Source organism: Streptomyces sp. NPDC048473, from assembly GCF_043200155.1.
Classification (GTDB): domain Bacteria; phylum Actinomycetota; class Actinomycetes; order Streptomycetales; family Streptomycetaceae; genus Streptomyces.
Genome location: NZ_JBICXE010000002.1, coordinates 240,042 through 258,652, shown reverse-complemented (window position 1 = coordinate 258,652; position 18,611 = coordinate 240,042). Strand labels below are relative to the sequence as shown.

General features: G+C 71.5%; 13 protein-coding genes and 1 riboswitch. Of the genes, 7 read left to right on the top strand and 6 right to left on the bottom strand.

Annotated elements, in window-relative coordinates:
• Positions 1-27: 27 nt before the first annotated feature.
• Complete coding sequence (locus ACGFU7_RS04470; RefSeq protein ID WP_393692236.1) at positions 28-1,074, bottom strand: NlpC/P60 family protein; 1,047 nt, start codon at positions 1,072-1,074, stop codon at positions 28-30.
• A gap of 356 nt (positions 1,075-1,430) precedes the next feature.
• Here ACGFU7_RS04470 and ACGFU7_RS04465 point away from each other — a divergent pair, with 356 nt between their 5' ends.
• Positions 1,431-1,784, top strand: a complete 354-nt coding sequence (locus ACGFU7_RS04465; RefSeq protein WP_393692234.1) for a hypothetical protein — start codon at positions 1,431-1,433, stop codon at positions 1,782-1,784.
• Between the two features lie 77 nt (positions 1,785-1,861).
• On the opposite strand, the gene ACGFU7_RS04460 is transcribed toward ACGFU7_RS04465, so the two are convergent.
• Positions 1,862-3,010 carry an NlpC/P60 family protein gene (locus ACGFU7_RS04460; RefSeq protein WP_393692232.1) on the bottom strand — a complete coding sequence of 383 codons (1,149 nt, stop codon included), beginning with the start codon at positions 3,008-3,010 and terminating at the stop codon, positions 1,862-1,864.
• Positions 3,009-3,174: riboswitch (cyclic di-AMP (ydaO/yuaA leader) on the bottom strand. It overlaps the preceding gene by 2 nt.
• Before the next feature lie 257 nt (positions 3,175-3,431).
• Here ACGFU7_RS04460 and pcrA point away from each other — a divergent pair.
• Positions 3,432-5,870, top strand: coding sequence for a DNA helicase PcrA (pcrA, locus tag ACGFU7_RS04455; protein WP_393692230.1), 2,439 nt, complete (start codon positions 3,432-3,434; stop codon positions 5,868-5,870).
• A gap of 50 nt (positions 5,871-5,920) precedes the next feature.
• On the opposite strand, the gene ACGFU7_RS04450 is transcribed toward pcrA, so the two are convergent.
• Positions 5,921-7,441, bottom strand: coding sequence for a M23 family metallopeptidase (locus ACGFU7_RS04450; RefSeq protein ID WP_393692228.1), 1,521 nt, complete (start codon positions 7,439-7,441; stop codon positions 5,921-5,923).
• A 248-nt stretch (positions 7,442-7,689) separates the two neighbouring features.
• Positions 7,690-8,613, bottom strand: coding sequence for an esterase/lipase family protein (locus tag ACGFU7_RS04445; RefSeq protein WP_393692226.1), 924 nt, complete (start codon positions 8,611-8,613; stop codon positions 7,690-7,692).
• Between the two features lie 437 nt (positions 8,614-9,050).
• Here ACGFU7_RS04445 and ACGFU7_RS04440 point away from each other — a divergent pair, with 437 nt between their 5' ends.
• Positions 9,051-9,464, top strand: a complete 414-nt coding sequence (locus ACGFU7_RS04440) for a cobalamin B12-binding domain-containing protein (protein ID WP_124716864.1) — start codon at positions 9,051-9,053, stop codon at positions 9,462-9,464.
• 544 nt (positions 9,465-10,008) lie between these two features.
• Here ACGFU7_RS04440 and ACGFU7_RS04435 read toward each other — a convergent pair.
• Positions 10,009-11,601 carry a DUF5691 domain-containing protein gene (locus ACGFU7_RS04435; protein WP_393692224.1) on the bottom strand — a complete coding sequence of 531 codons (1,593 nt, stop codon included), beginning with the start codon at positions 11,599-11,601 and terminating at the stop codon, positions 10,009-10,011.
• A 29-nt stretch (positions 11,602-11,630) separates the two neighbouring features.
• The gene (locus ACGFU7_RS04430; RefSeq protein ID WP_393692222.1) at positions 11,631-13,061 is read right to left on the bottom strand and encodes an SWIM zinc finger family protein; all 1,431 of its coding nucleotides are present in this window, start codon (positions 13,059-13,061) and stop codon (positions 11,631-11,633) included.
• Positions 13,062-13,195: 134 nt separating this feature from the next.
• Here ACGFU7_RS04430 and ACGFU7_RS04425 point away from each other — a divergent pair, with 134 nt between their 5' ends.
• The 4 genes from ACGFU7_RS04425 to ACGFU7_RS04410 all read left to right on the top strand — a co-directional run bounded on the left by ACGFU7_RS04425 (position 13,196) and on the right by ACGFU7_RS04410 (position 18,545).
• Positions 13,196-13,651 carry a hypothetical protein gene (locus ACGFU7_RS04425; protein WP_393692220.1) on the top strand — a complete coding sequence of 152 codons (456 nt, stop codon included), beginning with the start codon at positions 13,196-13,198 and terminating at the stop codon, positions 13,649-13,651.
• Between the two features lie 111 nt (positions 13,652-13,762).
• Entirely contained in the window at positions 13,763-14,875 is a 1,113-nt protein-coding gene (locus ACGFU7_RS04420; RefSeq protein ID WP_393692219.1) for an AAA family ATPase, read from the top strand.
• Positions 14,872-17,331: a DUF5682 family protein gene (locus ACGFU7_RS04415; RefSeq protein WP_393692218.1), complete on the top strand. Its 2,460-nt coding sequence runs from the start codon at positions 14,872-14,874 to the stop codon at positions 17,329-17,331. Before ACGFU7_RS04420 ends, ACGFU7_RS04415 begins: the two co-directional genes overlap by 4 nt.
• Complete coding sequence (locus ACGFU7_RS04410; protein WP_393692216.1) at positions 17,328-18,545, top strand: VWA domain-containing protein; 1,218 nt, start codon at positions 17,328-17,330, stop codon at positions 18,543-18,545. Before ACGFU7_RS04415 ends, ACGFU7_RS04410 begins: the two co-directional genes overlap by 4 nt.
• The last annotated feature ends 66 nt before the right edge of the window (positions 18,546-18,611 follow it).

The window sequence follows — 18,611 nt, the reverse complement described above, 5'->3', positions numbered from 1 at the left end:
CTTGCCGAGTGACCGGGAGCCGGGAGCCTATGCCACCCGGGTCGCTCCGGCGAAGGGCATTTGGTCGATCGGCGCGATCCGGACCGGCGCTCCCGGGCGCGGGGCGTGGATCATCTGGCCGTTGCCGATGTAGAGCCCGACATGGCTGATGCCGGAGTAGAAGAACACCAGGTCGCCCGGGGCCAGTTCGGAGCGCGGGATGTGCTGTCCGGCGTTGATCTGGGTGTACGTGGTCCGGGGGAGCGCGACACCGGCGGAGCGCCAGGCGGCCTGGGTGAGCCCGGAGCAGTCGAACGAGGACGGGCCGGTCGCGCCCCAGACGTACGGCTTGCCGAGCGCCCCGTACGCGAACGCGATGGCCTCGGCGGCACGGGTGTTGGGGGCCAGGACGGGGCCGCGCGCGGTGCTGCGGTCGGCACGGCCGGCGGCGCGCGCACTGTCCGAGCTCTCGTATGCGGCGCGCTCGGCCGGGGACAGGGTGGCGAGGAGCCGCTGCGCGTCGGCCAGTTTGGTGCTGATCGTCGCCTTGTGCTTCTTCAGCTCGGCCTGGCGCGATGCCAGGGCTGCCAGCTTTCCCTTGGCCTGCGAGCGCAGCTGGGCGATCCGGGCGACCTGCCGCTCCACCTCGTCGACCTCGGCGGCCTGGCGGTCGCCGATCCGGTCCACGTACGACGCGCGCTCCAGGTACTGGTCGGGGTCGGAGGAGAGCGCCAGCTGTACGGCCGGGTCGAGGCCACCGGTGCGGTACTGCGCGGCGGCGAGTGAACCCAGCGCGTTGCGGGAGGCGTTGAGGCGCTCGGTCCTGCGGGCGGCCTCGTCGCGCAGGGTGTCGACGGCATCGGCGGCGGCGGTCGCCTTCTCCTTCGCGCCGTTGTACTGCTCGGTGGCGACCTCCGCGTCGTGGTACAGCCGGTCCATCTCCGCCCCGACCTGGGCGGGGGTGAGCCGGGGATCGGCTTGTGCGGAGCCCGGCAGGGCGGCAGCGGTGGCGGCCCCGGCAAAGGCGAGGGTGGCTGCGGTGCGGGCAGCAGAGCCGGTGTACGGGCGCTGCTTGGGTTTCCGGTGCGCTGCCACGGGGGCGTGCGTCCTTCCTGGCGACTGCCCGCCGGGGACTACCGGCGGGCCCGCCGGAGGTCCGGCGGCGGGTCACCAACAGGGGGAGTGGCCCGCCGCCGGATCTCTCGGCGGGGTGACCGGTTCGCCGTCCGGGTGCGGAGCGGCGGTGAGCCGGTCACCTGGTCAGGACGCTAAACCCGGGGCACGGGGAAGAGTCGTAATGACGCCTATTGCCCGAATTTGGCGCGGCACTGTCATTGATTGATCGGGAAAATTACACCAGAGTCAGGCAATTGGTGCAGACGTGAGTGAAGCGACAGGAAGTCACACCTGCCTGCGGAGTGGTGATATGGCCGGGGCTAGGCTGCGGACCCATGGATGTACTCATCAATGTCTTCGTCGCCCTGCACATCATCGGTATCGCCTCTCTGCTGGGCGGTTTCCTGACCCAGATGAAGGCGATGGGCGCGGGCACGGCCCGGTTCGTCCCGGCGATGCTGCACGGCGCACTGACGATGCTGGTCACCGGTGTCGCGCTGGTCGGGCTCAACGAGGCCGACGACCAGACCGTGAACAACATCAAGATCGGGGTCAAGCTGCTGCTCCTGGTCGTCATCCTCGCGCTCGTCTACATCAAGCGGGACGAGGAGAAGGTCGACAAAGGTTCCTTCGCGGCGGTGGGCGGGCTGACGCTCGCCAACATCTTCATCGCCACGCTCTGGACCTGAGCCGGCCCGCGCCGCACCACCGGACGGGCTCGGAATTCAAGCCCGTCCGGCCGCTGAGGGCATAGGAGTGTGAGCCGCTACGACGGCCGCACGCTGCCGTAGATCGGCATGTAGTAGATCGATTCCTCGCGCACATTCGCCCCCGGCTTCGGCGCGTGGATCATCATCCCGTCGCCCTTGTAGATGCCGACGTGGCTGATGTCGTCGTAGAAGAAGACGAGGTCGCCCGGCTGCAGATCGGCCGTCGCGATCCGGATACCTGTCTCCACCTGGTCCCAGGTGGTGCGCGGGATGTCGACGCCCGCGGCCTTCCATGCCGCCTGGGTGAGCCCGGAGCAGTCGTACGAGGACGGGCCCGTCGCGCCCCAGACGTACGGCTTGCCGATCTGGGCCGTGGCGAAGGCGAGGGCCTTCTCCGCCTTGGTGGTGGCGCTGCTGTCCGAGCCGGTTTTGGTGCCCGTTCCCGTACCGCTGCCGGATTCCGCCTCCTTCGCGGCCCTGCGGTCCGCCTCCGCCTTGGCGGCGGCCTGCTGCTGCGCCAGTTCCTCCGCCTTGCGCTTGGCCTCCGCCTCCTTCTTGCGCTCCAGCGCCGCGAGCCGGGCCTTCTCCTCGGCGGTCAGCTTCGTCAGTGTCGCGCGCGCCTCGCCCAGCTTCTTCTGGACGTTCTGCTTGCTGGTGCGCAGCGTGGTCTGTGTCGCGGTCAGCGTCTCCAGGCTCTGCACCGCTTCGGCGCGCTTCTTCGACGCCTTGGCCTGCTGCGTACGGAAGTCCGTGACCGCCTTCTGCTGCTGACCGGTCATCCGGCTCATCAGCTGGTTCTGGTCGAAGTACGACTGCGGGTCGTCGGCCAGGAAGAAGGTGGCGCTCGGCGCGATGGAGCCGGTGCGGTACTGCGCGGCCGCGTAGGCGCCGAGCGTCCTGCGGGCGTCGTTGAGCTTGTCGGCGCGCTCGGCCACGTCCTCCAGCAGGGCGTCGACCTTGGTGCGCTGGGTGGCGGAGGTTTCCTTCGCCCGGTTGTACTGCTGGGTCGCGGTGCCCGCCTGCCGGTAGAGGTCGTCGACCTTCTTCTGGACGTCCTCGATGCTGGGCTTCGGAGCGGGCGCGGCCGTGGCGCTCTGCGTGGAGAGCAGGGTCACGGACGCCAGTGCCGCCGTCGTGAACCCGACGGCCGGTGTGGTGGTGCGCACCCGGGTGCGCGGTTTGCGATGCGACGCCAAGGCCGGCATCTCCTTCCGTGGACCGCCTACCGGGTTAGCTGTCGGGTTCGGGCGGAACGGAAGGCTGCCCTACGGTCCGAGTGGGGGATAAGGACCGATTCACCCCGGTACTGCGTGTGGGTCCCCGGTTCCGAACTCCCGCGAGGGCAGCACGGATTCGGCGTGGGTGCCCGCTCGGCGTGGTTCGCCTCAGGGGGTACGGGCCGCCCGGTCGAGCACGCTAGCCAACCCGTGGTGCTGCTGTGAAGGTCGATGTTCGATATGCCCGATACATTTTCGTGACCTTGATGAAAGGGGGCGGCGCGGGCGGACGAGGGCCCGGATTTTCTTACGTGGCGTGGGTGCCCGCTCTCTTTGTGTGCCCGGCCGCCGGGTCCGGTTCGCCATGCGGCCGTCGGGTGTCGGTGCGGCGGCCTAGACTCGACAAGCGATGAGCAGCCTCTTTGACGACAGCTTCCTGGCCGGCCTCCAGCACTCGGAGGAAGAGCCCCCGCCACCCCCCGAGGACTCCGCACCCGAAGCGGTGCCGGAGGACCTTTTCGCGGGCGTATTCGACGGGCCCCCGCCACCCAGAGACGCGTACTACCGCGACGGCGCGCACCGCCCCGTCATCGACGCCGCGGCGCTCCTCGACGGGCTGAACACCGAGCAGCGCGCCGCCGTGGTCCACGCGGGTTCCCCGCTGCTCATCGTCGCCGGAGCGGGCTCCGGCAAGACCCGGGTGCTGACCCACCGCATCGCTCACCTCCTCGCCGAGCGCGGGGTGCACCCCGGCCAGATCCTGGCGATCACCTTCACCAACAAGGCCGCGGGCGAGATGAAGGAGCGCGTCGAGCAGCTCGTCGGACCGCGCGCCAACGCCATGTGGGTCATGACCTTCCACAGCGCGTGCGTACGCATCCTGCGCCGCGAGTCGAAGAAGCTCGGCTTCACCTCGTCGTTCTCCATCTACGACGCCGCCGACTCCAAGCGGCTGATGGCCCTGGTCTGCCGCGATCTCGACCTCGACCCGAAGCGCTTCCCGCCGAAGGCGTTCACCGCCAAGGTCTCCAACCTGAAGAACGAGCTGATCGACGAGGAGACCTTCGCCGGTCAGGCCGCGGACGGCTTCGAGAAGACGCTCGCCCAGGCCTACGCGATGTACCAGTCCCGGCTGCGCGAGGCCAACGCGCTGGACTTCGACGACATCATCATGACGACGGTCCATCTGCTCCAGGCGTTCCCCGACGTCGCCGAGCACTACCGCCGCCGCTTCCGGCACGTCCTGGTCGACGAGTACCAGGACACCAACCACGCCCAGTACACCCTCGTACGCGAACTGGTCGGCCCGGCCGGAGAGGCCGACGCCCCCGCCGAGCTGTGCGTCGTCGGTGACGCGGACCAGTCGATCTACGCCTTCCGCGGCGCGACCATCCGCAACATCCTCCAGTTCGAGGAGGACTACCCGAACGCGACCACGATCCTCCTGGAGCAGAACTACCGCTCCACGCAGACGATCCTGTCCGCCGCCAACGCGGTCATCGAGCGCAACGAGAGCCGCCGCCCCAAGAACCTCTGGACGAACGCCGGCACGGGCGCCCGGATCACCGGCTATGTCGCCGACACCGAGCACGACGAGGCGCAGTTCGTCGCCGACGAGATCGACCGGCTGACCGACGCGGGCGACGCCAAGGCGGGCGACGTCGCGATCTTCTACCGTACGAACGCGCAGTCCCGTGTCTTCGAAGAGATCTTCATCCGCGTCGGCCTGCCCTACAAGGTCGTCGGCGGCGTGCGCTTCTACGAGCGCAAGGAGGTCCGGGACGTCCTGGCCTACCTCCGGGTCCTCGCCAACCCCGAGGACACCGTCCCGCTGCGCCGCATCCTCAACGTGCCCAAGCGCGGCATCGGCGACCGTGCCGAGGCGATGATCGACGCGCTCTCCATGCGCGAGAAGATCACCTTCCCGCAGGCGCTGCGCCGGGTCGACGAGGCGTACGGCATGGCGGCCCGGTCGGCCAACGCCGTCAAGCGGTTCAACACGCTGATGGAGGAGCTGCGCACGATCGTCGAGTCGGGCGCGGGCCCGGCGGTGGTCCTGGAAGCCGTGCTGGAGCGCACCGGCTACCTCGCCGAGCTCCAGGCATCCACCGACCCGCAGGACGAGACCCGCATCGAGAACCTTCAGGAACTCGCCGCCGTCGCCCTCGAATTCGAGCAGGAGCGGGGCGAGGAGGAAGGCGCGGGCACGCTCGCCGAATTCCTGGAGAAGGTCGCGCTCGTCGCCGACTCCGACCAGATTCCCGACGAGGACGAGGACGGCTCCGGTGTCATCACGCTGATGACGCTGCACACCGCGAAGGGCCTCGAATTCCCGGTGGTCTTCCTGACCGGCATGGAGGACGGCGTCTTCCCGCACATGCGGGCGCTCGGCCAGGTCAAGGAGCTGGAGGAGGAGCGGCGGCTCGCGTACGTCGGCATCACCCGGGCCCGCGAGCGGCTCTATCTGACCCGGGCGGCGATGCGCAGTGCGTGGGGGCAGCCCTCGTACAACCCGCCGTCGCGGTTCCTGGAGGAGATTCCGGACCAGCACCTGGAGTGGAAGCGGACCGGACCGATGGCGGCCCCGGCCGGACCGACGTCGGGGATCACCTCGTCGCTGTCCTCGTCGCGTTCGCGCTCCGGCCCCTCGGGCTTCGCGACCCGGCGGACCTCGGACAAGCCGACGATCACGCTCGTGGTCGGGGACCGGGTCACGCACGACCAGTTCGGGCTCGGCACGGTGACAGCGGTCGAGGGCGTCGGTGACCAGGCGAAGGCGACGGTCGACTTCGGGGACGAGCGGCCGAAGAAGCTGCTGCTGCGGTACGCGCCGGTCGAGAAGCTGTAGGCGGGGCGTCGGGCAGGCGGCCGGGGTAGTTGCACCGGCCGCCGGGTGGCTCAGGTCGGGTTGAGGCCGTGGCTGCGGAGCCAGGGCAGCGGGTCTATTGCCGCTCCGCCCCCGGGCCGTACCTCGAAGTGCAGGTGCGGACCGGTGGAGTTCCCCGAATTCCCGGAGTACGCGATGACATCGCCGGCCTTCACCGGGCCCGAGCGGATCTTGGTGCTGCTGAGGTGGCAGTACCAGGTCTCGGTGCCGTCGGCCATGGTGACGATGGCCATGTTCCCGTAAGCGCTGTTCCACTGGGTGCGTACGGTGCCGTCGGTCGCGGCCATCACGGGCGTGCCGTACGAGACGGGGAAGTCGATGCCCGTGTGCACGGACATCCAGTTGACGCCCGCCTGGCCGAAGTACGCGCTGAGGCCGTGCTGCGCGACCGGCAGGAGGAACTTGGGGCGCAGCGCCTCTTTACGGGCGGCCTCTTCCTCGCGCTTCTTCTTCTCGGCGGCCTGCCGCTCCCTCAGGTCGATGCGCTCCTGGGTACGGCTGGCGCGGTCGGCGAAGTTCTCGGCGTCGGCGCTGAGATTGGCGAGCTGGGTGTCCAGCTTGTTGTTGGCGGCGACCGGCTTGACGGAACCGGGGTCGGCGGCCGCCATCGTCGTGGTGTTGTCGTCCTTCTTGTCCTCGCCGCCCAGTCCGCTGACGGAGGCCGCGGCGATACCGGCCACGCTCATCACGCAGGCGGAGGGAACAGCGACGGTGAGGAGCGCGGAACGCTTCGCGGGGGAACGCCGACGGCTGCGGGTGGTGGGGCGGCTGAGGGGGCGGTGCGCGGTGCCGGCCGTGTCGTCGGCAGTCGCGTCGGCGGCCTCGGCATCGTGTCCGTCGGTGCCGAAGTCCGTCTCCGCCTCTGTCTCCGGGAGGCTGAACTCGGCGGTGCGGTAGGGCTCGTACGGGTCGAAGGAGTCCTGGCCGGAGTAGGACTCGTAGGGCTGGTGCGCCTCGTGGGCCTCTTGCGCTTCGTATGCCTCGTGTGACGCCGGCGCCTCGTGCAACACCTGCGCGGTTTGCGCGGTTTGCTGCTCCTGCTCGGGCGTGCCGCCGGTGTTCCAGGCGGTGGCGTCGTACGCGCCGGTGTCGTACGCGGCCGTGTCGGTCGTCGGCCACTGGCCGGTCTGGTACCAGCCGTTGGTGTCCCACTGGCCCGTGGCCTCCGGGGCGCCGCCCTGTGCCGGAATGTCGGCGAAGGTGGCGGTGGCGGCCGTGGTCGCCGCCGTGCCGTAGTCGGCGGCGGGCGTCCAGGCGGCTGTGGTGTCGTACGTCGGACCTGCGGCGTACTGCTGCTGGGGCTGCGCTGCGTACGAGGCGTAGGCGTCGTACGTGGTGGTGGCGTGTGCCCCCGTGTCCCACTGCGTGGAGTCGTACTGGCCGCTGTACCCGGCCTGGCCGGTGTCGTAGCCGTCGGCGTACGTGCCGTCGTAGCTGCCGGGAAGGGAGCCGAAGAGCGGGTCGCTGTCGAAGCTGCCGGTGGCTTGGCTGTCGTACCCGGCGTACCCGGCGTGGGGGTGCTGGTCGTTCACCAACTTCTCTCTCGCCTCGGCAGCAGGACCTGTGGTCTGGGGTCCGGTGGGGGGATCCCAGGGGGAGCAGTGGCCGCGACTGTACCCGGCGGTACGTGACGTCGACAATCTTCGGCAGGCTCGGGCGACTCAGGAAACGGGCAATCGGCCGTCTTTCGACGCGCTGTCCACACAGCCTTGGCTCTATGTTCGAAACGCGTTCTATTTGAGGGGCGTCCGGTGCGGCGGGGCGGGCGGGCTCGCCCGGATCAGGCCACCGAAGCGGCTCCGGCGGCCCCTGCTGTTCCGGACGCTCCTGCAGCTTCTGCTGTTCCTGTGGCTCCTGTGGCTCCTGTGTCTTCGATCATCGATTCGCGGGACTCCAGCGCCTGCCGGACGGCGGCGGCGACGGTCGGGTGCACGGGGAGCGCGAGATGGCCGATCCCGCTGACGCGTACGTTCAGCGCGTCGAGATCCGGATGGTCGATGCAGGCCGCCTCGGCCGGGACGATCACCCGGTCCAGCTCGCTCCAGAAGCTCACGAACCGGGTGCGGCAGCCGGGCGCCGGCCTGCGCAGTTCCTCGATCGGCGCGGAGCCCGTACGCATCTGGCGCACGATGGGGTGAGCGCTCGCCAGCGGGGCGACGGCCGTGCCCCCGTGCGGTGTGCCGAGGGTGACCAGGGTGCGGACCCGCTGATCACCGCCCAGCCGCTGTACGTAATAGCGGGCGATCAGGCCGCCGAGGCTGTGCCCGACGATGTCGACCTCGTGGTGTCCGGTGCGGGCGCAGATCTCCTCGACGTGCCGCCCGAGCAGCTCGGCCGCCGTACGGATGTCGCAGGTCAGCGGCGAGTAGTTGAGCGACTCCAGATGGCGCCAGCCGTGCCGGGCGAGGGAGCGGCGGAGCAGGACGAAGACCGAGCGGTTGTCGATGAAGCCGTGCAGGAGTACGACGGGCGGCCGCTCGCTGTCCTCGGAGGGGAGGGCGCAGGTCCCGGCGGGTGCGGTGGTCGGTCCGGCCGGGCGTGGCGGGGGCCGCCGCTCCCCGGCGATGCCGGTGGGGTAGAGGAGCACATGCCCGGCGAGCACCACCAGCTCAAGCACGGTGGCCTTGAGCAGAGCGGATGACAGCCGGGTGCAGCACTGACACGGCCGGCGCAGCAGTAGGGGAAGGAAAGGCAGGACCTTCATGGCCGACCTCCTGCTTCGGCAAGCGGGGAGGCGGCTCCGGTCCCCGTATGCCCTCATGGGGTGCCGTTGCGGAGGTACGGGCGGCCCGCCCGGCCACCCGGCCGGGGGTCGGCCCCGATTCGCAGGCCCCTGCTCACCGGTGGTGACCGGCGAACGATCGGCCTGCCGGGCCCGATGACGAGTGGGCCCGGCACGCCGTACCACCGTGCCGCGCGGCTGGCGGCGCGGTGGTACGGCGACCTCTTGGCGGCTCCCCTGGCGGCCGGTCCCGCACGGCAGGTGTGCCGCGTCAAGCGGGAACGGCGCCCGGTGAACATGTCCCACGTGTGATTTCCCCCTCCCCGTCCACCGCGAAACGGCAGGGTGCGGGATGCTGTCGATAACGTTCGTTCACATCCCCGGCCCTTCAGGCACGGGAGACGCATGTGGAGGCAGTGATGGGTGTGACCGGTCCGATCCGTGTGGTGGTGGCCAAGCCGGGCCTGGACGGCCATGATCGCGGGGCCAAGGTGATCGCGCGGGCACTGCGCGACGCCGGTATGGAGGTCATCTACACCGGGCTCCACCAGACGCCCGAGCAGATCGTGGACACCGCGATCCAGGAGGACGCCGACGCGATCGGCCTCTCGATCCTCTCCGGTGCGCACAACACGCTCTTCGCCAAGGTGATCGAGCTGCTGAAGGAGCGCGAGGCGGAGGACATCAAGGTCTTCGGCGGCGGCATCATCCCGGAGGCGGACATCGCACCGCTGAAGGACCAGGGCGTCGCGGAGATCTTCACCCCGGGTGCGACGACGACGTCGATCGTCGACTGGGTCAACGCGAACGTCCGCCACCCCGCGGAAGCCTGACCCCTCCCCAGGGCAAGGCGGCGGGCCGCCAGGCCCGCCTGCCCGGGGCGGTGTGCCGGGGGCCGGCTGCGGGGGGCCGGTCGGCGGGGGCCGGCTGCGCGGGGCCGGTCGGCGGGGGCCGGTTGCCCCTGGATCGCCTGGAGCCGCTTGCCCGGGACCGGCTCTCCATGCCGCGCCCGGGACCACTTACCCGGGACCGGCCACTGGCCCCCGCCGGACACTTGGCCCCGGGCCCCCGGGTGGTGCCGCCCCCCGGACCCGGCCCCGTCCTCGGCCCCCGGACCCGGCCCCGGACCCGGACCCGGCCCCGTCCTCGGCCCCCGGACCCGGCCCCGGACCCGTCCTCGGCCCCCGGACCCGGACCCGGCCCCCGGACCCGGCCCCGTCTTCGGACCCCGGCCTCCCGGCTTCCTGCCGGGCTCCCGTCCTGTCAGCCTCCCGTCCTGTCAGCCTCCCGGCCTGCCGGGCCCTCCGGCCCCGGGCCCCCGCGCCCAAGCGCCCGGTGCCTGCTGATCCCCCTCGGCCCGGAGTCCGCCGATCCCCCTCAGCCCGGTATCAGCTCCAGGTCCATCGCCGCGCGCAGCCGCAGCGTGGAGACCAGTCGTTGGAATGCCTCCGACCAGTAGCCGTTCGCGCCCGGTGAGGCGTCCTCCGGTTCGTCCGGGGTGGTGGTGAGGACCTCCAGGCGGTCCGCTTCGGCCGGGTTCAGGCAGCGCTCGGCGAGGCCCATCACGCCGCTGAAGCTCCAGGGGTAGCTGCCCGCGTCCCGGGCGATGTCCAGGGCGTCGACGACCGAGCGGCCGAGTGGTCCGGCCCAGGGTGTCGGGCAGACTCCGAGCAACTGGAAGGCCTCCGACAGTCCGTGCGCCGCGATGAAGTCGGCCACCCATTCGGCCCGTTCGGCTGCGGGAAGTATGGCGAGGAGCTTCGACCGCTCGGCGAGCGACGCCGTACCGGGGCCGTTGGACGGGGGGACGGAGGGGGCGCCGAGCAGCGCGCGGGCCCACTCCGGATCCCGCTGCCGCACTGCTGCCCGGCACCATGCCGCGTGCAGTTCCTCGGCCCAGCCGTCGGCCACCGGCAGGGCGACGATCTTCTGCGCGGTGCGGCCACCGAACCGCACCGGCCAGGTGGCGAGCGGGGTCGCCTCCACCAACTGGCCGAGCCACCAGGACCGTTCGCCCCGCCCGGACGGCGGCACCGCCACCACGCCGTCGCGCTCCATCGACGCATCGCATTCGTGCGGGGCCTCCACGGCGACGGAGGCCTCGTCGCCCGTGAGGTCCGGGCTCACACAGGACATCGCGCGGGCCGCCATCCGTCCGGCGAACGCCGACTCCGGTAGTGCGGACAGCAGTTCGGCAGCCGTCGAGCGGACATTGCGGCTGCGGTCGGAGAGCGCCTGCTCCAGGAAGGTCTCGTCCACTTCGGACAGTCCGGTGCGCAGCGAGTCGAGGAACATCAGCCGGTCCTCGGCGCGCTCGGTGGTCCATGTGGTGGCGAGCAGCGCGAGCGCTTCAGCGGGATCGTGCGCCCGTACGGCCCCGAGCACGGCGACCCGTTCGGCGAACAGGCCCTCCTCCCACAGCCGGGCGACCGCTTCCGGCTCCGTGACGTCCGGCAGCGACGAGCCGCCGGACGAGCCGCGCAGCGCGAACTTCCACTCGGGGTTAAGCCCGGCCAGCCACAGTCCGCGCGGCCCGGCGAAGGCCAGGGCGTGCGGCCGCAGATCGGTACGGGACCTGGCCGCGTCCAGCAGGGGCGGGAGCAGCGCGGCCGGGGCCCGATAGCCGTGCTGATTGGCGGTGGCCAGCCACTGCGGGATCAGCTCCGTGAGATCAGGAGCCGTACCGCGCCGGCCGCCCGAGCCGCCCGGTGCCGACCGGTCGGCAAGCAGTTGGGCGAGTCTGCGCCGCGCGGCCGGGGGAAGCGGCGGCCGCGGGTCGGCGGGCGCCGGTTCGGGCCGGGCGGCCGCGGGGGCGGGCAGGAGTCCCGCCCTGCGCCGCACGGTGTGGAGCGCAGCCGCGTCCAGCAGTCTCGCCGGTCCGCCGCCTCCCTCGGCCGGGCGGCGGTCGGTGCCCAGAAGTGCCGAGGTGACGAGCTCTTCCCAGGGTGCGGGTGTGATGGTGCTGGTCATTGGTCCCCCTTCGAACTTCGAATCCGACGTCAGATGAGCGGCACGGTCTCGCAGGTCGTGCCGGCGCTGCTGATTTCGGCGCCGTCGGCGTCCGCGTCTGCGGACCAGGCCGCGAGCGGGTCGAATCCGCGGTGGCCGCATTCGCCGAATACCGTGACCGGGGAGCCTCCGGAGAGCGCGACGAGCTTCCACAGTCCGGGCCGGGACAGCGCCGCCGGGGCGACGGGCAGGGCCGCACCGCCCGCCGCGTCGACCAGCTGCCAGCCGTCCCCGGACGGCACGGGTATGACCTCGCGCAGTGTCACCGGCCAGGCGTCCAGCCAGGGATCGCCCCGCAGGGCGTCTCCGTACGCGCCGATCGCGGCCGTTGCCGTGTCACCCGGTGGTGGCGCACCGGTCGGCGAAGGGACACCGAACTGCCCGCCCAGCTCCGCCCGTAGCCGGCCGGCGCCCGGATAGGGCGTGATCTCGGCGTCGATCGTGATGCCCACCGGCAGTGCCAGCCCGGGGGAGCGCCCGGCCGCACCGAAGGAGAGCAGCAGTGCCGTGCGGCCCGAGTCCCTCCCGTACAGCCAGATGCGGCGCGTGACGATCTTGCCGTCCGGGGTGTCGTACTGGGCGAGGACCAGCCAGTGGTCGCGGACCGGTGGGCCCTCTGCGGGGGTGGTCAGCCCCACGCGGGTACGGACCGTGGCCGCCAGCGGCTCCGGCAGCCGGTCGATCCCCAGCCATGCGCTGTCCAGCAGATGCAGCAGCGCGCACTCCTCCAGCAGCCGCACCGGCCAGCCCGGACCGGACGCCGGGATGGATCCCAACTCCCTCACGCGGGCGGCCAGTCCGGGCGCCTGGGCGTCGACCATGCGGGCCGCCGTCTCCTCCCACAGTCCGTACCCCGACTGATCGGCCGCTGCCAGACCGCCGCGCAGCAGATCCGTCAGCCGCTGCTCCAGCTCCTGCGCGCCGCCGGTGATCCGCTCGGCCCGGCGCTCGGCGCGCCGCCGGACGGCCTCCGGGTCGGCCGGGCCCGTGGCCGGGGCGCCGCCCGCCGCCGGCCCACCCTTCTCCCCCTTCTCCGCCGCACGCCGGCGACGGCCCGTCAGCCACTCACCCGCCCAGTCCGGCACCTCGCCCGCGGGCAGGGCCGATTCGCCGGACGCCCAGACCAGCAGCAGACCCAGCGCGTGCTTGCACGGGAACTTCCGGCTGGGGCAACTGCACTTGTACGCAGGGCCGGTGGTGTCCACCACCGTTTGATACGGCTTGCTTCCGCTTCCCTTGCACAGCCCCCACACCGCACCCGAACCGTCACACCCGCCGCCCGACCACGGACCGGCCGAACCGAGCTTGCTCCCTGCCTTGCGTGATGCCTCATCAGGAGCCAGGGCCAGGACCTGCTCCACCGTCCAGCGCGCCGCCGGGTCGGCGGTAGGCAAGGGTTCTCCCCCGTGAGATAGCAGCATGGGAACGACGGTAGAACGCACCACTGACAATCGGCCTGACCTGCTGATTCGTCGTCGCGCACACCACTTGACTTTACTTTCTCTTTGCGATTCGCTGCGAACTGCCGACCTTCGGATCCAGGGGGGATCAACCGATGAGCCACACCGTCCGCAACATCCACAACATCTACAACATCCGTAACGTCCGCACCGTTCGTACTGTCGTCTGCGCAGCTGTCGTCCTCGGCCTCGCCATGGGCCTCGGCGCCTGCTCCGAGGCGGTCGATCAGGTGGACAAGGCCGTGAACGAGACGTACGAAGTCACCTACGAGGTCACCGGCACGAGCGTCGACGAGATCCAGTTCCACGCGGGCGGGGGCAAGGCCATGGACCCGAAGATCGAAACGGTCAAGTCCCCCACCCTGCCGTGGCGGAAGACCGTCACGCTGCGCGGGATCATGCCGCCCGCCGTCATGCCGTTCGCCCTGGACGAGGGCGGGGCCGACGTCGCCTGCTCGATCACGCACAAGGGCAAGGTCATCAAGGAGGCCGAGGGCGAGGGCCTCATCACCGCGGGCGGCTGCGTCGCGGTCTCGCCGGTGGCCGGCTGAACTCCCCGCCCGTAGCCGCTGAATCGGCCCTGACCTGCGGTCGGGGCCGATTGTCAGTGCCATGGTGCACGGTGGGAACCACATCAGGTCGACCGATCTGGAGGGGGATCCATGACCGTGTCCGAAACCACCGCAGCCGTCGGCGTACAGGCCCTGCGACCGCATGCCGAGGACGCCTTCGCCTATGAGCTGAAGGCCCTTGCCGCGGCCGACGACCGCCCGCGGCCCGCCCGTTGGCAGCTGTCCCCGTGGGCCGTCGCCACCTACCTGCTCGGCGGCACACTGCCGGACGGCACGGTGATCACACCCAAGTACGTCGGCCCGCGCCGCCTCGTCGAAGTCGCCGTGACCACACTCGCCACCGACCGGGCCCTGCTGCTCCTCGGCGTTCCCGGCACCGCCAAGACCTGGGTGTCCGAGCATCTCGCGGCCGCCGTCAGCGGTGACTCGACGCTGCTCGTCCAGGGCACGGCAGGCACCCCGGAGGAAGCCGTCCGCTACGGCTGGAATTACGCACAACTGCTCGCGCACGGGCCCAGCCGCGACGCCCTGGTGCCGAGCCCGCTCATGCGCGCCATGTCCGACGGCATGACCGCGCGGATCGAGGAACTCACCCGTATCCCCGCCGATGTGCAGGACTCGCTCATCACGATCCTGTCGGAGAAGACGCTCCCCGTCCCCGAACTGGGCCAGGAGGTCCAGGCCGTCCGCGGTTTCAACGTCATCGCCACCGCCAACGACCGTGACCGCGGGGTCAACGAGCTGTCCAGCGCGCTGCGCCGCCGGTTCAACACCGTCGTGCTGCCGCTGCCGGCCACCCCCGATGCGGAGGTCGACATCGTGTCCCGGCGCGTCGACCAGATCGGCCGTTCGCTCGACCTCCCGGCCGCGCCCGACGGCATGGCCGAGATCCGGCGCGTCGTCACGGTCTTCCGCGAGCTGCGTGACGGTGTCACCACCGACGGCCGCACAAAGCTCAAGTCCCCCTCGGGAACGCTGTCGACGGCCGAGGCGATCTCCGTCGTCACCAACGGCCTGGCGCTGGCCGCGCACTTCGGCGACGGGGTGCTGTGCTCCGGTGATGTGGCGGCGGGCATCCTCGGCGCGGTCGTCCGCGATCCCGCGGCCGACCGGGTCGTCTGGCAGGAGTACCTGGAGACCGTGGTCCGGGAGCGGGACGGGTGGAAGGACTTCTACCGCGCCTGCCGCGAGGTATCCGCATGACCCGGACCGCGCGTCCCGTCGGACCGCTGCTGCTCGGGGTGCGGCACCACGGCCCGGGCTCGGCCCGAGCCGTCCGTGCGGCCCTGGATGCCGCCCGCCCGCGGGCCGTGCTCATCGAGGGGCCTCCGGAGGGTGACGCACTGCTGCCGCTGGCTGCAGACGAGCAGATGCGGCCGCCGGTCGCGCTGCTCGCCCACGCCGTCGACGACCCGGGGCAGGCGGCGTTCTGGCCGCTGGCCGCGTTCTCGCCCGAGTGGGTCGCGATCCGCTGGGCGCTGGCGCACGACGTACCGGTCCGCTTCATCGATCTGCCCGCGGCGAACTCCCTGGCCATGGCACAGGCAGCGGAACGCGAAACGGGCCGGGACGGGGACGGGGAGCCGGCTACCGGCGGCTCACCCGCGCAGGCCCCGATCGACCCCATCGGTGTACTGGCCGAGACAGCGGGTTATGACGACCCGGAGCGCTGGTGGGAGGACGTCGTCGAACACCGCACCCAGGGCGCCGAAGCCCTCGACCCGCGGGCACCCTTCGCCGCGCTCGCCGAGGCGATGACGGCCCTGCGCGAGGTGTACGGGGACGGCGGCCACCCTCGTGACACCATCCGTGAGGCGTATATGCGCATCCAACTGCGCAAGGCGGTAAAGGAGGTCGGCGACGACATCGCGGTTGTCTGCGGTGCCTGGCATGTGCCCGCGCTCGGCACGAGGACCACACTCGCCGCCGACCGGGCCCTGCTCAAGGGGCTGCCCAAGGTCAAGGCCGAGCTGACCTGGGTGCCCTGGTCGCATCACCGGCTCGCCCGCCACAGCGGATACGGGGCGGGCATCGACTCGCCCGGCTGGTACGGACACCTCTTCGAGGCAGCCGACCGCCCGATCGAGCGGTGGATGACCAAGGTCGCCGGACTCCTGCGCGACGAGGACCGGTTCGTGTCGTCCGCCCATGTCATCGAGGCCGTCAGACTCGCCGAGACCCTCGCCGCCATGCGCGGCCGCCCGCTCGCCGGGCTGAGCGAGACGACCGATGCGATCAGGGCCGTGATGTGCGAAGGCTCCGATGTGCCGCTGGCGCTCGTACAGGACCGGCTGATCGTCGGCGAGACACTCGGCGAAGTGCCGGACACCGCCCCCGCCGTCCCCCTGCAGCGCGATCTCACCCGACAGCAGCGCACGCTCCGGCTCAAACCGGAGGCGCTGGAACGGGAGTTGGAGCTCGACCTGCGCAAGGACACCGACGCGGCCCGCAGCCGGCTGCTCCACCGGTTGCGGATCCTCGCAGTCGGCTGGGGCGAGCCCGCCGCAGGCCGGGGGAGCACCGGCACCTTCCGGGAGAGCTGGCGGCTGCGCTGGGAACCCGAGCTGTACGTACGGGTCGCGGAGGCCGGGACATGGGGCACCACGGTGCTCTCCGCGGCGACCGCCAAGGCCGAGTCCCAGGCGGCTTCGGCCACCGCGCTCGCCGAGGTCACCGCGCTCGCCGAGCACTGCCTCCTCGCGGAATTGCCCGATGCGCTGCCCGTGGTGATGCGGGCCCTCGCCGACCGCGCCGCGCTCGACGCCGACGTCGGCCATCTCGCCGACGCCCTGCCCGCGCTGGCCCGCACCCTGCGCTACGGCGACGTGCGGTCCACGGACACCGCGGCTCTCGGCGAGGTCGCGGCCGGGCTCGCCGAGCGGATCTGCGTCGGACTCCCACCCGCCTGCACCGGGCTCGACGCGGACGGCGCCGCCGAAATGCGCCGCCGGGTGGACGGGGTCCACACCGCGATCGGGCTGCTCACCGGAGCCGTTCAGGAAGATGCTGACGGGGACGGGCTGCGCGAGCGCTGGACCGCCGTACTGCACAAGCTCGCCGCCCGGGACACGGTCGCGGGCGTCATCCGGGGCCGCGCGGCCCGCCTGCTGCTCGACGAAGGACGGCTCGCGGAGGACGACGCGGCACGGCTGATGGGCCTGGCCCTCTCGCCCGGCACACCCCCGGCCGACGCCGCGGCCTGGATCGAGGGGTTCGTCGGCGGAGCCGCCGGGGGAGGCATGCTCCTCGTCCACGACGAGCGACTGCTCGGCCTGGTCGACGCCTGGCTCACCGCGGTCCCCGCCGACACCTTCGCCGATGTGCTGCCCCTCTTGCGCCGCACCTTCTCGGCGTACGAAGCGGGTGTACGGCGCACGCTGGGCGAACTCGTACGGCGTGGTCCGGCCGCCGGGGGACCGACAGTCACCGGCACCGGGACCGGGACGACGGCACCCGGTTTCGGCCCCGGACTCGACGGGGCCCGGGCCGACGCGGTGGTGCCGGTGCTGCGTCTTCTGCTCGGTCTGGACACCGGCACCGATCCGGACCCGGGCGGCGTCGCCCCGGACAAGAGAGACCGGGGCGAGAGAGACCGGGAAAAGAGACACCCGGACAAGAGAGCCGAGAACGTCAAGGAACCGCTGGGGGCAACGGGATGACCACGGACACGGCCGGCACCACACCACCCCCGGCCCGCGGCCTGCAGTCCGGCCCGGCGAACGACGAGCGGCTGCGCCGGTGGCGGCTGGTCCTGGGCGGAGACAGCGCCGAGAGCACCGGCTGCACCCTCACCGGACGCGACGCCGCGATGGACGGCGCACTGACCGCGCTGTACGGCGGAGGAGGCAAGCCCGGGGGCCGGGGCGGGAGCAACCGTTCGGCCGGACTCGGGGCGTCCGCCCCCTCCGTGGCCCGCTGGCTCGGCGACATCCGCACGTACTTCCCCAGCTCCGTCGTCCAGGTCATGCAGCGCGACGCGATCGACCGGCTCGGTCTCTCCGCACTGCTCCTCGAACCGGAGATGCTGGAGGCCGTCGAGGCGGACGTCCATCTCGTCGGAACGCTCCTCTCGCTCAACAAGGCCATGCCCGAGACGACGAAGGAGACCGCAAGAGCCGTCGTGCGCAAGGTCGTCGACGATCTGGAGAAGCGGCTCGCCACCCGCACCCGGGCCACACTCACCGGCGCGCTGGACCGCTCGGCCAAGATCAACCGGCCCCGCCACCACGACATCGACTGGGACCGAACCATCCGGGCCAACCTCAAGAACTACCTCCCCGAGTACGGCACCGTCGTCCCCGAGCGGCTCATCGGCTACGGGCGGGCCGCGCAGTCCGTGAAGAAGGACGTGATCCTCTGCATCGACCAGTCGGGGTCGATGGCCGCCTCCGTCGTCTACGCCTCCGTCTTCGGCGCGGTGCTCGCCTCCATGCGCACCCTGCGGACCAGGCTCGTCGTCTTCGACACAGCAGTGGTGGATCTCACCGACCAGCTCGACGACCCCGTCGACGTACTCTTCGGCACCCAGCTCGGCGGCGGCACCGACATCAACCGGGCGCTCGCCCACTGCCAGTCGAAGATCACTCGCCCCGCCGACACCGTCGTCGTCCTCATCAGCGACCTCTACGAGGGCGGCATACGCAACGAGATGCTGAAACGGGTCGCCACGATGAAGGCGTCCGGAGTGCAGTTCGTGACGCTGCTCGCGTTGTCCGACGAGGGCGCGCCCGCCTACGACCGCGACCATGCGGCGGCCCTCGGGGCCCTGGGCGCACCAGCCTTCGCATGCACCCCGGATCTCTTCCCGGAAGTGATGGCAGCGGCGATCGAGAAGAGGCCGCTTCCCATACCGGACAAGGACACTCATCAGTAACAAGGGGCTTGCGCGACCCCGGGAGGTTCGTGCAAGCATCGTCCCGTCATCCGCGGAGGACCGCAT

What these genes read in the sequence shown, in the direction of transcription:
- ACGFU7_RS04435 (WP_393692224.1), bottom strand. Translation starts at nt 11,601, where the DNA reads ATGACCAGCACCATCACACCCGCACCCTGGGAAGAGCTCGTCACCTCG.
- ACGFU7_RS04410 (WP_393692216.1), top strand. Translation starts at nt 17,328, where the DNA reads ATGACCACGGACACGGCCGGCACCACACCACCCCCGGCCCGCGGCCTG.
- ACGFU7_RS04460 (WP_393692232.1), bottom strand. Translation starts at nt 3,010, where the DNA reads ATGCCGGCCTTGGCGTCGCATCGCAAACCGCGCACCCGGGTGCGCACC.
- pcrA (WP_393692230.1), top strand. Translation starts at nt 3,432, where the DNA reads ATGAGCAGCCTCTTTGACGACAGCTTCCTGGCCGGCCTCCAGCACTCG.
- ACGFU7_RS04425 (WP_393692220.1), top strand. Translation starts at nt 13,196, where the DNA reads ATGAGCCACACCGTCCGCAACATCCACAACATCTACAACATCCGTAAC.
- ACGFU7_RS04430 (WP_393692222.1), bottom strand. Translation starts at nt 13,061, where the DNA reads ATGCTGCTATCTCACGGGGGAGAACCCTTGCCTACCGCCGACCCGGCG.
- ACGFU7_RS04420 (WP_393692219.1), top strand. Translation starts at nt 13,763, where the DNA reads ATGACCGTGTCCGAAACCACCGCAGCCGTCGGCGTACAGGCCCTGCGA.
- ACGFU7_RS04445 (WP_393692226.1), bottom strand. Translation starts at nt 8,613, where the DNA reads ATGAAGGTCCTGCCTTTCCTTCCCCTACTGCTGCGCCGGCCGTGTCAG.
- ACGFU7_RS04415 (WP_393692218.1), top strand. Translation starts at nt 14,872, where the DNA reads ATGACCCGGACCGCGCGTCCCGTCGGACCGCTGCTGCTCGGGGTGCGG.
- ACGFU7_RS04465 (WP_393692234.1), top strand. Translation starts at nt 1,431, where the DNA reads ATGGATGTACTCATCAATGTCTTCGTCGCCCTGCACATCATCGGTATC.
- ACGFU7_RS04440 (WP_124716864.1), top strand. Translation starts at nt 9,051, where the DNA reads ATGGGTGTGACCGGTCCGATCCGTGTGGTGGTGGCCAAGCCGGGCCTG.